We start from the raw sequence: 13,779 nt of genomic DNA, 5'->3' as shown, positions 1-13,779 counted from the left end.
AAACTTGAGAGAAGAATATAATGATTAAAGTACTAGCAACGACTATCGCCCTTGCCCTATCAACTTCAACAATGGCCTTTGAAATTCCTGCAATAGACTCTAATCAACTCCTACTTTCTGGTGCCCCTCACGTTAAATTCAAGCCAATTGAACTTGCTGGTGCCCCTCACGTTAAATTCAAGCCAATTGAACTTGCTGGTGCCCCTCACGTTAAATTCAAGCCGGTTGAACTTGCTGGTGCCCCTCACGTTAAATTCAAGCCGATTGAACTTGCTGGTGCCCCTCACGTTAAATTCGCCGATTGAACTTGCTGGTGCCCTCACGTTAAATTCAAGCCAATTGAACTTGCTGGTGCCCCTCACGTTAAATTCAAGCCGATTGAACTTGCTGGTGCCCCTCACGTTAAATTCAAGCCGATTGAACTTGCTGGTGCCCCTCACGTTAAATTCAAGCCGGTTGAACTTGCTGGTGCCCCTCACGTTAAATTCAAGCCGATTGAACTTGCTGGTGCCCCTCACGTTAAATTCAAGCCGATTGAACTTGCTGGTGCCCCTCACGTTAAATTCAAGCCGATTGAACTTGCTGGTGCCCCTCACGTTAAATTCAAGCCGATTGAACTTGCTGGTGCCCCTCACGTTAAATTCATCAATCAAGAAATTGCTTAAGGTCTAAGGAGAATTATTATGTTTGATTCAATTAAGAAAGCACTAGGCCTTACTCACAAGCCAGAGCGTATCAAGGTTAAGTTACCTGAAGGGCTGAACCACTTGGAAGTTATTTCAGCGAAAGGTTGGTGGAAGTAGTCCCCCTTCCGATTTCACTGTGATTTTTTAGACGAACCAGTGTTGAGATCGTATAAACAGAAAAGGAGCCAATGGCTCCTTTTTCAGTTTTGAAATTTATTTGTGCTAAAAACCAAATCTAAAATCTAATTGTGTAAATTGATTGCCCTACACTACGACGCCAAGCATAACGCTTGTGAGTATTAAGTAGAGGGTATGCGACAGGACCAATCAAGAAGCCGAGAAAAGCCCAGCGCTTAACACCCAGTCCAGCAGTGAACGCCATATGCCCCATTATCACGCCAGAAATAATTAGAATAGAGATAACACATACTATACTGGTCAAAGAATCAAATACTTGCACTTGCCTACAACCTCATATCAACGACTTCATACCAAAAAATCAGATGCACATTGCGTCTCTTGATCACATCACTTGATAACTCATGAGTTATTGTTTATTCACTTTCATTATCCCACCAGCATAGATAGCTGATAAAAATAAAAATGAAACAAAAATCGACCGCATTATACAAAAGACACCTTTAGAAGTGAACAAAGATCAGGCATTGATTATCCTGCAGGCAATAAAAATGCGGCATTATGTTGCCGCATTGTTAAATCAAAAGCCAATTAAAACAGCTTAAGATAGGCTTGAGCCCAAACTCTCAATTAGTCGAAGAAGCGCTGATTATTTTCAGCCATCTCTTTTAGCTTGCTGCACGGCACAAATCTATCACCAAAACGTGACTGATACTTCTCGAGTTTCTCAACTAAAGCCCCCGCACCTAACGAATCGATATAATGGAATGGTCCGCCAAGGAAAGGTGGGAATCCAATACCAAAGATAGCACCGATATCGCCATCTCTTGGAGAAGCTATAATTCCCTCTTCTAAACAACGCACCGCTTCATTCAACATCTGTACGACACAGCGCTGTGCAACCTCAGATTGTTCGCCATCAGTACCTGGCGTTAACCCAAGCACCTTGTAAACACTCTCATCGACTTGCTTAGCTTTCTTGTTAGCTTTACCGCCATAAAGATAGAAACCTTTGCCATTCTTACGGCCTTTTCTATCATCCTTAAGCAACTTATCAAAGGCTTCTGGCGCCTTAAAACGATCGCCCAACTCCGCTTCCAATATTGGTGAGATCTTAGCACCAACATCGATGCCCACTTCATCAAGCAAGGTCATAGGGCCAACAGGGAAACCGAACTTAACCAGTGACTTATCTAAATGCTCCACACTTTGCCCTTCTAACAAGAGCTGTGCTGCTTCATTCATATAAAGTGCAAGTATTCGATTCACATAGAAACCCGCACCATCTTGAACAACAATGGGGGTTTTACCTTGCTTACGGGCAAAGGCAACTGTTGTAGCAATGGTCTCAGCAGAGGTTTTCTCATGAGCGATAACTTCAACCAGTGGCATCTTTTCTACTGGTGAAAAGTAGTGCAGGCCAATCACGTTCTCGGGACGGGATGCTGCCTCAGCGATCTGTGAGATAGGTAAAGATGAGGTATTAGAAGCAAAAATGGTGTGTTCACCACATTCACGTTCAACATCTTTGACCATCTGGTGTTTCAAATTAAGGTCTTCAAATACGGCTTCAACGACTATATCGGCATCTTTAATGCCTTTATATTCTGTCGTTGTTGTCATAAGTGACATCAAACTGTCTCTAGCAGCTGGCGTCATATGACGGCGTTTAACGCCTTTATCCAGTAACTTGTAAGCATAAGAGAGTGCATTACTCAGCCCTTGCTCACTGATATCTTTGACTCGAGCCGGGATCTTCGCTTTGGTGGTTGTCACCGACGCTATACCGCCTCCCATCAATCCGCCACCAAGAATCATCGCCTTGCTGACCTTTCGAGGCTTTACATCGCCCGCACCAGTTTCTTTCTTCATCTCTGTTGTTGCAAAGAAAATACTTCTTAGCGCTGCAGATTCTGTAGACATGACCAACTCGGAAAAATGACTCGCTTCGACTTCTAAGCCTTTAGCCTTGCCTTTGGCCATGCCTTGGCGGACACAGTCGATGATTTTTGCAGGGGCTGGGTAGTTACCTTGAGTCTTCTTCTGAACCTGCTTACTCGCCTGATCAAAAATAATATTTCGGCCTACTGGCGTGCCTTCAAGCAGCTTATTGACCAATGACTTTTTAACTTTCTTAGCTGTTCGCTTGCCTTTTAACGCCATTTCAACTGCTGTAGTTAACAGGATAGATTCAGGAACAACCTCATCGACCAAGCCCATCTTAAGCGCTTGTTTAGGTCGAATTTGCTTACCCGTGAGCATCATATCCAGAGCCGTTGTGATACCAACTAATCTCGGCAACCTCTGGGTTCCACCGCCGCCAGGTAGCAGGCCTAACTGAACCTCAGGCACTCCCATCATGGTTTTAGTATTTAGACTACAGACACGTAGATGACAAGCTAGCGCTAACTCAAGTCCACCCCCTAAGCAGACTCCGTCGATAGCAGCCACAACTGGAATATTGAGCGCTTCAAGTTCGTTGAAAACCACATGGCCTTGTTGAGACAGTGCTTTAGCATCAGCGGCAGATTTGCAGGCATCTAGCATAGAGATATCAGCACCGGCAACGAAGCAATCTTTTTTGCCCGAAGCGATAACCAAACCCTTGATACTGCTATCGGCTTTAATTTCTGCTAATACATCAGTGATCTCAGGGCCAAATTCTGCACGTAGTGTGTTCATAGACTCACCAGGCACATCGATGGTCAGTACAGCGATACCGTCTTCGCGACGGCTTAAATTAAATGTCTTTTCCATGAGATCACTCCACTTCTACTATCATAGCCGCACCTAAACCACCAGCCGCACAAGCCGTGGTTAACCCTGTTCCACCGCCACGTCTTTTGAGTTCACGACATACTTGGGTGATAAGACGTGTCCCTGTAGCGGCAAATGGGTGACCATAAGCAAGTGAGCCACCTAACACGTTAAACTTACTCATATCGATTTCACCGATTGCGCGATTTCGCCCGAGCTTTTCTTCAGCAAACTTCTTCGATGCGAACATCTGCATATTGGCCAATGTTTGTGCAGCAAACGCTTCGTGCATCTCGATTAACGTCAGATCTTCAAGTTCCATACCTGCACGCTGTAGAGCTAGAGGCGTCGCATAAGAAGGTCCCATCAACATGTCTTCCCACACATCTATGGCACTGAAAGCATAACTCTTGATGTAACCGATAGGCTCATAACCCAGCGCTTTAGCGCGGCTCTCACTCATCATTAATACGGCCGATGCGCCATCAGTTAATGGGGTACTTGTCGCGGCTGTAACTGTGCCATGTTTGCGATCGAAGGCTGGTCTTAACTTGGCATAAGATTCGATGCTGGAGTTTTCACGGATATTATTGTCGCGATCGATAAAACCTTTATAAGGTGGCACATGGGCCGCCATCACTTCATCTTTAAGATGACCAGCATTCCAGGTCTCTGTAGCCAATGTATGTGAACGATGCGCCAATGCATCTTGATCTGCACGGCTAATATTATAGGTCTTAGCCATCTGCTCAGCAGTTTGTCCCATTGAAAGACCGGTCGAGAATTCAGCAACCGCCGGTGGAACAGGCAGTAAATCTTTGATCCCCAAACGTCTGAAAATGGCAAGTTTTTGACCAAATGAACGCGCTTTATTTAAGTCGACTAAAGCGTGTGCCAGCTTTTTAGAGACACCGATAGGCAGTACAGAAGATGAATCGGCACCACCAGCAATACCTATGTCGATATTACCTGTCATGATAGATTCAGCGACATTGACCGTAGACTGAAAACTGGTGGCACATGCCCGGCTAACGCTATAAGCATCGGTACCGACATTCATGCCCGTACCTAAAACAATTTCACGAGCGATATTAGGAGCCGCTGGCATTTGTACAACTTGTCCATATACCAATTGCTCAATTAGCTTAGGGTCAATTTCTGAACGAGATAGCATCTCGTTAACAACCATCTTACCCATATCTAATGCCGAAACACCATGAAATGCAGTCGCTTGCTTAGCAAATGGCGTTCTTAAACCCGTTACTATTGCAATACGATCGCCCTTGGCATTCGTTACCTGTTGTCTGTCACTCATTTGCCGCCCTCTTCTTATACGTCTAGCCGATTGTTAGCTATCGACGATATTATTTTCCTTGCGCATTTAATCTGTCCGACTGTATTGCAGATAACAGGTCTGACCATTAAAGTGTGATCTGATTCTAACTTCTTATAAGAAAGTTTTAAACACTTGTTTGGTTTTTAGTCTCAGAAATATATAAAAAGTGTTTATTAACAATGTTTAATGAATTTTATTTTGATTTTTATTGTCCTATTTATACATATTAATAGTGAGCAAATATAGTAGAAGTGACAATCGAGTGTTTCGATAAATCATACAATTACTATGAATTTATGCCCTAAAGGTAAATTGGCACTAGCCAAACCCTATGGGAATTTTTTACCATGTTGATGGTCTATACCTAACTAATTTAAAATAAACCGAGTAGCATCATGCCTTTGAGCCGATTTCACGCGTTACGCGAATACCTAAACCAGGTAATTCTAGGACAACCAGTCCTAACAGAGAACTTACTAATAGCCTTGATCGCAGATGGACACTTACTCGTTGAGGGGCCTCCGGGTCTTGCTAAAACTCGAGCAGTAAAAGCCCTCTGTGATGGCGTTGAAGGTGACTTCCACCGCATTCAATTTACGCCGGATCTGTTACCAGCAGATTTAACTGGTACTGACATATACCGTGCACAAACAGCCACCTTTGAATTTGAGGCCGGGCCAATATTTCACAACCTAATCTTAGCCGATGAGATTAACCGTGCCCCAGCCAAGGTCCAATCTGCACTGCTTGAAGCGATGGGCGAAGGTCAAGTTACCGTCGGTAAAAATAGCTATAAACTGCCAGAATTGTTTCTGGTTATGGCGACCCAAAACCCTTTAGAAAATGAAGGCACTTACCCGCTACCCGAAGCACAACTTGACCGTTTCTTAATGCATCTTAATCTTGACTACCCAAGTGCAGAGACAGAGTTTGAGATCATGCGTATGTCTCGTAAAGAGGCCTTGAAACAAGCGGCACCGACTGTTGAGCCTATTATCCAAAAAGATATTTTTGAAGCTCGTGAGGAATCTTTAGAGCTTTACCTTGCTGAGCCGTTAGAGAGATATATTGTCGATATTGTAATGGCAACTAGGCAGCCTCAGCGATACAGTGACGAACTGGCAAGCTGGCTCGAATACGGTGTTAGCCCTCGAGCGACATTAGCAATAGAACGCTGTGCCCGAGCGCGTGCCTGGTTACAAGAACGCGACTTTGTATCACCTGAAGATATTCAAGCCGTGGCACCAAATGTATTAAGGCATAGATTACTGCTCAGTTATCAGGCCCAAGCCGAGGGCGTGAGTAGCGATCAGGTTATCGACCATATCTTATCTCAAGTTGCGGTGCCTTAAGTGTCTGAAATTGTCCTGCCTCTTTTTGCCGATGGGGTTAACCTAAATCAAAAAGAGCTATTAGCGTGTCAAAATATCGCCAGAGCACTTCCCGAGAAGCGCTCCAAGGCTCGTGCTAGCTTATCCGGTCACCGTGCCAGCTTAATTAAAGGCCGCGGAATGGAATTTGCGGAGGTACGTCAATATCAACCCGGTGATGATGTCAGAACCATAGACTGGCGAGTCACAGCTCGTACAGGTAAGGCGCATACCAAGCTATTTGTTGAAGAAAGAGAACGCCCTGTTCTCATCTTGCTCGATCTCAGTCATAGCCTCTATTTTGGCTCGAGCCTTCTGTTGCAATCAGTCCAGGCAGCGCACTTAGCAACCACCTTAGGTTGGAGTGCTATCTTACATAGCGATAGGCTAGGTGCGCTCATCGCCACCGAGAATGAACATCTAGAGTTAAAACCCAGAAGCCGTCAGAAGGGCATTTTACAACTTATTTCAGGCATCGAATCTCTCCACAGCAAACAGCTTAACCAAATGGCAACCCATGAACCTGAGCCCGAGCATATGTTCCGAGCGTGTCAAAGGCTCAGACGGATCGCAAAGCCTGGTTCATTAATCTGGATAATCAGTGATGGCAGCAACTTCAATCAAGCTTGTCTCGCCCCATTATCAGATCTAAAACGTCATTGTGATATGGGCGCCTTTTTAATCACAGATCCCTTAAGACAAGGCAAGCTGAAGCTGCCTAAACAGTTCCAACTTCCGGTTAAAGAAGGTAATAAAGAGCTGACTTTAAATCGAGCGGGATATGATGACTGGCTAAAGAATCAGCTACACACTCAAGAGCAATTTATACAAATGATGCAAAAGTTGAATGTACAAACCCGTACTGTCGATGCAGGCATGACACTTAACGATCAACTTGGAGCGTTAAGATAATGGAGCCAACATCCAACCCAGCACTTAATAGTATGCACGATATCCAAACCCCAGACGTCATCACTAGTATGCCCATTGCCATGGGTTATTGGTTAGTGCTTGCCATCGTTAGTATTGCGATTATTTTCTTCGTGGTGAAGCTAAGAAAAGAGTGGCTTAAAAGAGCGGTGAAACGAGAGGTTTTAGCTCAACTTAACGCCTTAGCGGTGACTCAAGATAATGCTACTGAAATATCGGTGCAGATCAATAGCCTAATCAAACGCGCGGCGATGAGCTACTTATCGCGAGAGCAAATCGCCGGTCTTCAAGGAGGGGCTTGGTATCTATGGATGGATCGACAAGTCAAATCGCCCAGTCCTCGGTTAACGACTTTGCTAGACAGGCGGTACCAGAGAGCAGGATTAAACCTTGAAGAAGCCAACGAGCTTAAGACGCTCGCTGAAAACTGGTTCAAACAAGCATTGCCTCTGAGCACTATTTCAACAAAAAAATGCAATCAGGATACCAAGGAAGCACAATGTTAACACTCGCATGGGCCTGGTTACTCTTACTTCTCCCACTCCCGCTTATTTTCAGAAAGAAACAACAGACTGTCGAGGTTAGCGGTCACCTTCACCTGCCCGGTGTCGGTGAGAATGGCGCAGAACAAATTCAACAACAGCCGAATTCTCGTAAAGCATACTGGCTAGTGTGGTTTTTTCTTGTCATCGCCGTAGCAAGACCATTATGGATGGGAGACGCTATAGAGCTACCCAGTAAAGGACGCGACCTGATGATGGCGGTAGATCTGTCAGGCAGTATGCAAATTGAAGACATGGTGCTCAATGGTCAAACCGTTGACCGCTTTACCATGATCCAACATGTTGTGAGTGATTTTATTGAGCGACGCAAGGGTGACAAAATTGGGCTTATCTTATTTGCCGATCACGCCTATCTACAGGCGCCACTCACCCAAGACCGACGCTCAGTGGCACAATTTCTAAAAGAGGCACAGATAGGCCTAGTAGGAAAACAAACCGCCATTGGCGAAGCCATTGCCTTAGGCGTTAAACGATTTGATATGGTTGAAGAAAGTAACCGTATCCTTGTATTGCTGACTGACGGTTCTAATAACTCAGGCTCTATCTCTCCAGAGCAAGCAGCTGCAATAGCCGCCAAGCGTGGCGTTAAAATATATTCCATTGGCGTCGGCGCCGATGTCATGGAAAGGCGTTCAATCTTTGGAACCGAACGTGTCAATCCCTCCATGGATCTCGATGAAGAACAACTCACCTCCTTGGCACAAACCACTGGCGGTCGATATTTCAGAGCCAGAAACTCACAGGATTTAGAACAAATCTATCAAGAAATCGACAAGCTGGAACCTATCAGTCGTGATCAACTTAGCTATCGGCCACAATCAGAACTCTTTTATCTGCCATTAGCGGCAGCACTGTTGATCACAATACTTATGGCACTATCACAACTTCCGTTTTTTAATCGTATCAATTTTAGATTTACAGCTCGTCAAGGAAGAAATTAAATATGCATTTTATTCGTCCTGAATGGTTATTTGCCCTGCTTCCTTTAGTCCTGATTTTACTGCTGCTTTGGCGCAGTGAACGTAAGAGTTCGACTTGGAATCGCTATATTGCGCCTCACTTAGCCAATATATTGGTTAGCCAAACCAATGAAGTTAAACGCAGTAAAATCGGTTACCTTGCCTTTGCTTGGTTCATTGCCGTGTTTGCCTTATCGGGTCCGGCATTGACTAAGCAATCGCTGCCAGTATTTGAAGCGGCTCAAGGTCGTGTCATCGTGATGGATATGTCCTTGTCTATGTATGCGACAGACTTATCCCCAAATAGACTGTCACAGGCAAAGTTTAAGGCAACCGATCTCATCGATGAACTCAAAGAGGGTGAAACTGGATTAGTGGCCTACGCGGGAGATGCTTTTACCATTAGTCCATTAACACGCGACAGGGCAACACTACTTAACCTGCTTCCCACGCTCTCTCCAGATATCATGCCGGTTCGTGGTTCAAACTTGGTGGCGGCATTAGAGCAAGGCAAAAACCTCCTCTCACAAGGCGGACATATTCGCGGTGATATTCTGCTGCTAACCGATGGCGTCACCACTCAACAAATGAGTGAAGCTAAATCGGTGCTAAAAGGCAGTCAATATCGCTTAGCCATCTTAGCCTTAGGCAGTGAGCAAGGCTCACCCATTCGTCTGCCTGACGGCCAATTACTGCGAGACAATGCCAATCAAGTTGTCGTTGCTAAAACCAATTACTCACTACTCAATGAGTTAGCTAAAAATGCAAAGGGGGTACTTATTCCCTTTAGAAATGACGGTGAAGATCTTAAACAATTACAAGCTTGGCTATCCACAACGGGTGATACTAAGGCTACAGAACTTGATGGTGAAGTTTGGCAAGACGCCGGACCTTATATTGCTCTGCTACTACTCTTACCCGTTCTCATGAGTTTTAGACATGGTCTAGTTACCGCTATTGCGCTTGTCATCGTATACATACCTGCTCCAGTGCATGCTTCAAGCTGGGATGACTTATGGAAGACTCAAGACCAACAAGCTATGCAAGCTTATAACTCGGAAGATTATCAGCAAGCAGCAGATACCTTTCAATTTCCACAATGGAGAGCCAGCGCGCTTTATAAAGCCGGCGAATATGATCAGGCGCTTGAATTATTCGAGCAAGATGACTCAGCAACAGGCTTCTACAATCAAGGTAACAGCCTACTTCAACAGCAAAATTATTCTCAAGCCATTGAACGTTATGAGACAGCATTAGCTCAAGCACCTGATAATGAAGCGATTAAGGCAAACCTTGAACTGGCTAAGCAATTAGCACAGCAGCAAAAGGAGAGTTCTGATAAAGACCAATCAGAGCAAGACCCGTCTGATAAAAACCAAGACTCACAAGAAGATCAGCAAGACAAGAAATCTGATCAACAAGATTCAGACCAAGGTGAGCAATCTGAAGAACAGCAACAACAGAAAGAACAATCTGAATCTGAATCTGAGCAATCATCAGAAAACGATGCATCTGAAGATGACAGCTCTGACAATCAAGAAAATGATGCTGATATGCAAGCAGATCCCAATGAAAAGCCCTCTGATGATGACCAATCTGATGCTGAGAGTCAGCAAGCGCAACAAGATAAGGCTGATGAACAAAACCAGCCAGAACAGCAACAATCTGCAGCGCCCCAAAATGCTCAAGCTGAAGAAGCTGATGATAATGAGCAAGCTAAAAAAGAGACTGAAGCCGCTCAAATGGTTGAAGGACCCGATGATCTGCCACCCGAAATGGAGCGAGCGCTTAGAGCCCTCGTGGATGATCCCCAAGTATTACTAAGAAACAAGATGCAACTCGAATATCAAAAACGTGCAAGACAAAATGCCCACACTAAGGAACAGCAGCAATGGTAATATCAAGACGTGTTTATCTAGCATTGATCATGCTCATGCTCTCCTTCCCGACTTTCGCTATCAGCGTGCTTGAAACATCCGTTGATAGAAACCCTGCTGTGGAAAGTGAATATTTAGTATTAACCATCACTGCTGATGATGATGTTAAAACCGGAGACTTGGATACCTCAGTTTTACTCAAAGACTTTATTGTCGGCCGGACAAGTGTGAGTCGCAGCACTCAGATTGTTAACTTTGACTCAAAAAAACAAACTCGTTGGCAAGTACTCTTGGCCCCGAAAAAAGTGGGTAACCTAGTCATCCCAGCACTGAGTATTGATGGAGTCAGCTCTAAATCCATTAGTTTAAGTGTGGTCGCATCAGGCAGCCAACCTGAACAGATGAAAAACCTGTTTATTCGCACGAGCTTATCAACCGAAGAAGCTTATGTCGGTCAACTCATTACCTATAAGGTTAAATTATTCTTAGCCGTAGACCTCCAGCGAGGCGTGCTCAGTGCCCCCACACTCGATGGTGCCCAAATTAAACAGCTAGGTGAAGATCTTGATACAACAGAAATATTTAATGGCAGACGCTATCGCGTTATCTCGCGTACTTATGGCATTATCGCCGACCAGCCAGGTGAACTCACCATTGATGGCACCGGATTTTCTGGCGATGTATTAATACAAGGCTCTCGCCGTGGTGGCATGTTCTCTTTCAACGAGAGTCGTCCAATGCAAGCCAAAGCGGCTAAATCTATCTTATTGATCAACCCTGTGCCTTCTGAGTTTCACGGCGAGTGGTTAGTTTCAGATCTTGTCGCACTCAATGAAGATTGGCCTCAAGAACAACAAGAATATCAAGTCGGTAACCCGATCACCCGCACAATATCCTTACTGGCATCGAACACAGATGAAACCAGTTTACCTGAGCTGCAAATCCCGGTACCCGATGGGCTTAAGACATATCCAGAGAAATCACAAAGAAAGACTTTTTTACGCGATAAACAGATGGTTTCTCAGCTGACTCAAACCTTAGCCATTGTGCCTACTAAAGCCGGAGAATATACCTTACCTGCGATTACTGTTCCTTGGTGGAATCCACACACAAAACGTCAAGAGCAAGCCAGATTACCAGCACGAAAAATTATCGTGATCAGCAGTGACACCCCAGAAGTGAGCTTGCCAAGCATTCAAGTACAGAGCGGAAGTGCGTCAGCCGGTTACTGGCCTTGGCTGACCTTAATATTCGCACTGCTCTGGCTCATCACCTTGCAACAGTGGCAAAAGAGCCGTAAGCAGCTCAAACAACAAGTTATTGATACCACTGAAATACAGCTAGCCACTTCAGGATCCAATAGCGATACTTTACAACATGAGCAACCACATGCAAGTGTCAGAGTTTCGGCAAAACAGCTCAGTAAATTAACCGCATTAGTACAAGCCTGTCAGCAGGAGAATCCAGGCAAAGTATTAACTGCAGCCCAAGCCTACTTTACTGAACAATACTCAAAACCCATGAGCCTGAGTGATATCGCTGCTCTCTCGTCAGAGTTAAATCAAGCCATTTCACATTTACAACAAGCGGCTTTTAGTAAAAATCCTGTTGCCATCGATTATCAATTTATTCTCTCTGCGGTAAAATCGATGCAAGCCACATCCACACAAAAAAGAAAGTCAGCGTTAGTTGATTTAAATCCTTAATCCCCCTTGATTGGCAAGAAGTTTTCTTTATGTTTTTTTATTGTTAACTTCTTGCCATTCCTCTCAAGCAGGTTAAGCTAGCAGGTATTGTGGCTATTTAATCGAGCACTTATTTAAAAATGTTTAACCGCCTGCGAAATAAAAAACCGAGTTCCTCGGTCAATTCTGACATGCTAAGTAAACAAAGACGATACGATAGCCTTGTCAGGGCACTCCATGCAGACATCTTCCGTTATGCCTATTGGCTATGCGGCGATAAGCATATTGCGGAGGACATCACTCAGGAAACGTTTCTTAGAGCGTGGCGTTCACTCGAATCATTAAAAGATGATAAGGCAGCGAAAGCTTGGCTTATCACCATTGTTCGTAGGGAAAATGCACGTCGCTTTGAACGCAAACAGTTTGATTATTCCGATGTCGAACAAGACCAACTCGAAGATCACCTCTCAAGTAGCACTGAGGATAATGCGGAACTACATTTGATCCGCAGACAGATCTCAAAGTTAGAAATTGAGTACCGTGAACCTTTACTTTTGCAAGTTATTGGCGGTTTCAGTGGTGAAGAGATAGCAGAAATTCTAGAGCTTAATCGTAATACGGTGATGACTCGACTCTTTCGCGCCAGAAACCAATTAAAAGATTTAATAGATCAACCACAAGTAAGAGGTCAATCCAATGGATGAGCTGAAGTTTAGACGCCAGGCCTATGGAGAGCCAAACTGTCAGGATGATGACTTTCTAGCTGCAATGAAAGCGGCTCCTGAACGCGAAGCTTTTATCAATGATTTAAAGAAACTAGATAAAAAGTTAGATCGTGCTTTTAAAATTGATGTACCTGAAGATTTAGCCGCTAAGTTACTGCTTAATCAGCAACTGCATCAACATCAAAGTCAAAGACGCAAATCAGGCTTCACGTTAGCGCTAGTTGCATCTGTCGCTTTCATCGCTGGGATCAGTTTTACTCTGTTAAGAATGGCCCCCGTTGACTTAGGCCAACACGCACTCGCACACGTTTATCATGAGTCCAAAGCATTAAGTACCGATCAGAATGTCAGTTTTAATGATGTCAATTTTCAACTGGCTTCGATGGGAACGACGGGTAACGCGCAGTTTACACAACAACCTGGAAAGGTTTACTACAGTACCTTCTGTGATTTCCAGGGAGTGAAAAGCTTGCACTTGGTCATGCAAGGTGAGCAAGGCAAAGTGACTCTCTTTATCGTGCCAGTCGAAGAACGAATGGTGTTAGAACAGGTTTTTGCTGATAATAAGTATCAAGGTGAAGGTTTCGAAACCGACAATGCTTACATGTTACTAGTAGGTGAAAACATTAACGACCTAAGTTACGTTAAGAAAGAGATCCAACAAACATTCATCTAAAGCCATAACAACCTGTGGTGGTAGCCATCACCACAGGACCGATCAGTCTCACATTTTCAATCAATATTGAGCTTGGC

12 protein-coding genes are annotated in these 13,779 nt (G+C 44.4%); 9 read left to right on the top strand and 3 right to left on the bottom strand.

The features are described 5' to 3' along the window. Positions 1 to 20: 20 nt before the first annotated feature. A complete protein-coding gene (locus tag FM038_RS25375) occupies positions 21 to 305 on the top strand; it encodes a hypothetical protein (protein WP_336512795.1) in 285 nt (94 codons plus the stop codon). 616 nt (positions 306 to 921) lie between these two features. Here FM038_RS25375 and FM038_RS08225 read toward each other — a convergent pair. The 3 genes from FM038_RS08225 to fadI all read right to left on the bottom strand — a co-directional run bounded on the left by FM038_RS08225 (position 922) and on the right by fadI (position 4,896). Further along, positions 922 to 1,146 (bottom strand): hypothetical protein, encoded by a 225-nt coding sequence (locus FM038_RS08225; RefSeq protein ID WP_142872792.1) that lies wholly within the window; start codon positions 1,144 to 1,146, stop codon positions 922 to 924. 308 nt (positions 1,147 to 1,454) lie between these two features. After that, the gene (gene fadJ, locus FM038_RS08220; protein ID WP_142872791.1) at positions 1,455 to 3,581 is read right to left on the bottom strand and encodes a fatty acid oxidation complex subunit alpha FadJ; all 2,127 of its coding nucleotides are present in this window, start codon (positions 3,579 to 3,581) and stop codon (positions 1,455 to 1,457) included. A gap of 4 nt (positions 3,582 to 3,585) precedes the next feature. Next, positions 3,586 to 4,896, bottom strand: coding sequence for an acetyl-CoA C-acyltransferase FadI (gene fadI, locus FM038_RS08215; RefSeq protein WP_142872790.1), 1,311 nt, complete (start codon positions 4,894 to 4,896; stop codon positions 3,586 to 3,588). A 416-nt stretch (positions 4,897 to 5,312) separates the two neighbouring features. Between fadI and FM038_RS08210 the strand changes: the two genes are divergently transcribed. The 8 genes from FM038_RS08210 (at position 5,313) to FM038_RS08175 (ending at position 13,702) form a co-directional block, all read left to right on the top strand. Then, complete coding sequence (locus tag FM038_RS08210) at positions 5,313 to 6,269, top strand: AAA family ATPase (RefSeq protein ID WP_142872789.1); 957 nt, start codon at positions 5,313 to 5,315, stop codon at positions 6,267 to 6,269. After that, positions 6,270 to 7,199, top strand: a complete 930-nt coding sequence (locus FM038_RS08205) for a DUF58 domain-containing protein (protein ID WP_142872788.1) — start codon at positions 6,270 to 6,272, stop codon at positions 7,197 to 7,199. Next, positions 7,199 to 7,723 carry a DUF4381 domain-containing protein gene (locus FM038_RS08200; RefSeq protein WP_142872787.1) on the top strand — a complete coding sequence of 175 codons (525 nt, stop codon included), beginning with the start codon at positions 7,199 to 7,201 and terminating at the stop codon, positions 7,721 to 7,723. The genes FM038_RS08205 and FM038_RS08200 overlap by 1 nt, the downstream gene beginning before the upstream one ends. After that, positions 7,717 to 8,721, top strand: coding sequence for a vWA domain-containing protein (locus tag FM038_RS08195; RefSeq protein WP_142872786.1), 1,005 nt, complete (start codon positions 7,717 to 7,719; stop codon positions 8,719 to 8,721). The genes FM038_RS08200 and FM038_RS08195 overlap by 7 nt, the downstream gene beginning before the upstream one ends. A gap of 2 nt (positions 8,722 to 8,723) precedes the next feature. After that, positions 8,724 to 10,637 carry a VWA domain-containing protein gene (locus tag FM038_RS08190; RefSeq protein WP_142872785.1) on the top strand — a complete coding sequence of 638 codons (1,914 nt, stop codon included), beginning with the start codon at positions 8,724 to 8,726 and terminating at the stop codon, positions 10,635 to 10,637. Further along, positions 10,631 to 12,322, top strand: coding sequence for a BatD family protein (locus tag FM038_RS08185; RefSeq protein WP_142872784.1), 1,692 nt, complete (start codon positions 10,631 to 10,633; stop codon positions 12,320 to 12,322). The genes FM038_RS08190 and FM038_RS08185 overlap by 7 nt, the downstream gene beginning before the upstream one ends. A 119-nt stretch (positions 12,323 to 12,441) precedes the next feature. Continuing rightward, the gene (locus FM038_RS08180) at positions 12,442 to 13,005 is read left to right on the top strand and encodes a sigma-70 family RNA polymerase sigma factor (protein WP_142872783.1); all 564 of its coding nucleotides are present in this window, start codon (positions 12,442 to 12,444) and stop codon (positions 13,003 to 13,005) included. After that, positions 12,998 to 13,702, top strand: a complete 705-nt coding sequence (locus FM038_RS08175; protein WP_142872782.1) for a DUF3379 domain-containing protein — start codon at positions 12,998 to 13,000, stop codon at positions 13,700 to 13,702. Before FM038_RS08180 ends, FM038_RS08175 begins: the two co-directional genes overlap by 8 nt. The last annotated feature ends 77 nt before the right edge of the window (positions 13,703 to 13,779 follow it).

It is taken from the genome of Shewanella eurypsychrophilus (assembly GCF_007004545.3).
Taxonomy (GTDB): domain Bacteria; phylum Pseudomonadota; class Gammaproteobacteria; order Enterobacterales; family Shewanellaceae; genus Shewanella; species Shewanella eurypsychrophilus.
The sequence above is the reverse complement of the archived record's forward strand: the minus strand, read 5'-3'. Positions and strand labels throughout refer to the sequence as shown.

Excerpts from the sequence above, each read along its gene's own strand:
- FM038_RS08180 (WP_142872783.1), top strand. The coding sequence starts at position 12,442 with ATGTTTAACCGCCTGCGAAATAAAAAACCGAGTTCCTCGGTCAATTCT.
- FM038_RS08190 (WP_142872785.1), top strand. The coding sequence starts at position 8,724 with ATGCATTTTATTCGTCCTGAATGGTTATTTGCCCTGCTTCCTTTAGTC.
- FM038_RS08200 (WP_142872787.1), top strand. The coding sequence starts at position 7,199 with ATGGAGCCAACATCCAACCCAGCACTTAATAGTATGCACGATATCCAA.
- FM038_RS25375 (WP_336512795.1), top strand. The coding sequence starts at position 21 with ATGATTAAAGTACTAGCAACGACTATCGCCCTTGCCCTATCAACTTCA.
- fadJ (WP_142872791.1), bottom strand. The coding sequence starts at position 3,581 with ATGGAAAAGACATTTAATTTAAGCCGTCGCGAAGACGGTATCGCTGTA.
- FM038_RS08175 (WP_142872782.1), top strand. The coding sequence starts at position 12,998 with ATGGATGAGCTGAAGTTTAGACGCCAGGCCTATGGAGAGCCAAACTGT.
- FM038_RS08195 (WP_142872786.1), top strand. The coding sequence starts at position 7,717 with ATGTTAACACTCGCATGGGCCTGGTTACTCTTACTTCTCCCACTCCCG.
- fadI (WP_142872790.1), bottom strand. The coding sequence starts at position 4,896 with ATGAGTGACAGACAACAGGTAACGAATGCCAAGGGCGATCGTATTGCA.
- FM038_RS08185 (WP_142872784.1), top strand. The coding sequence starts at position 10,631 with ATGGTAATATCAAGACGTGTTTATCTAGCATTGATCATGCTCATGCTC.
- FM038_RS08210 (WP_142872789.1), top strand. The coding sequence starts at position 5,313 with ATGCCTTTGAGCCGATTTCACGCGTTACGCGAATACCTAAACCAGGTA.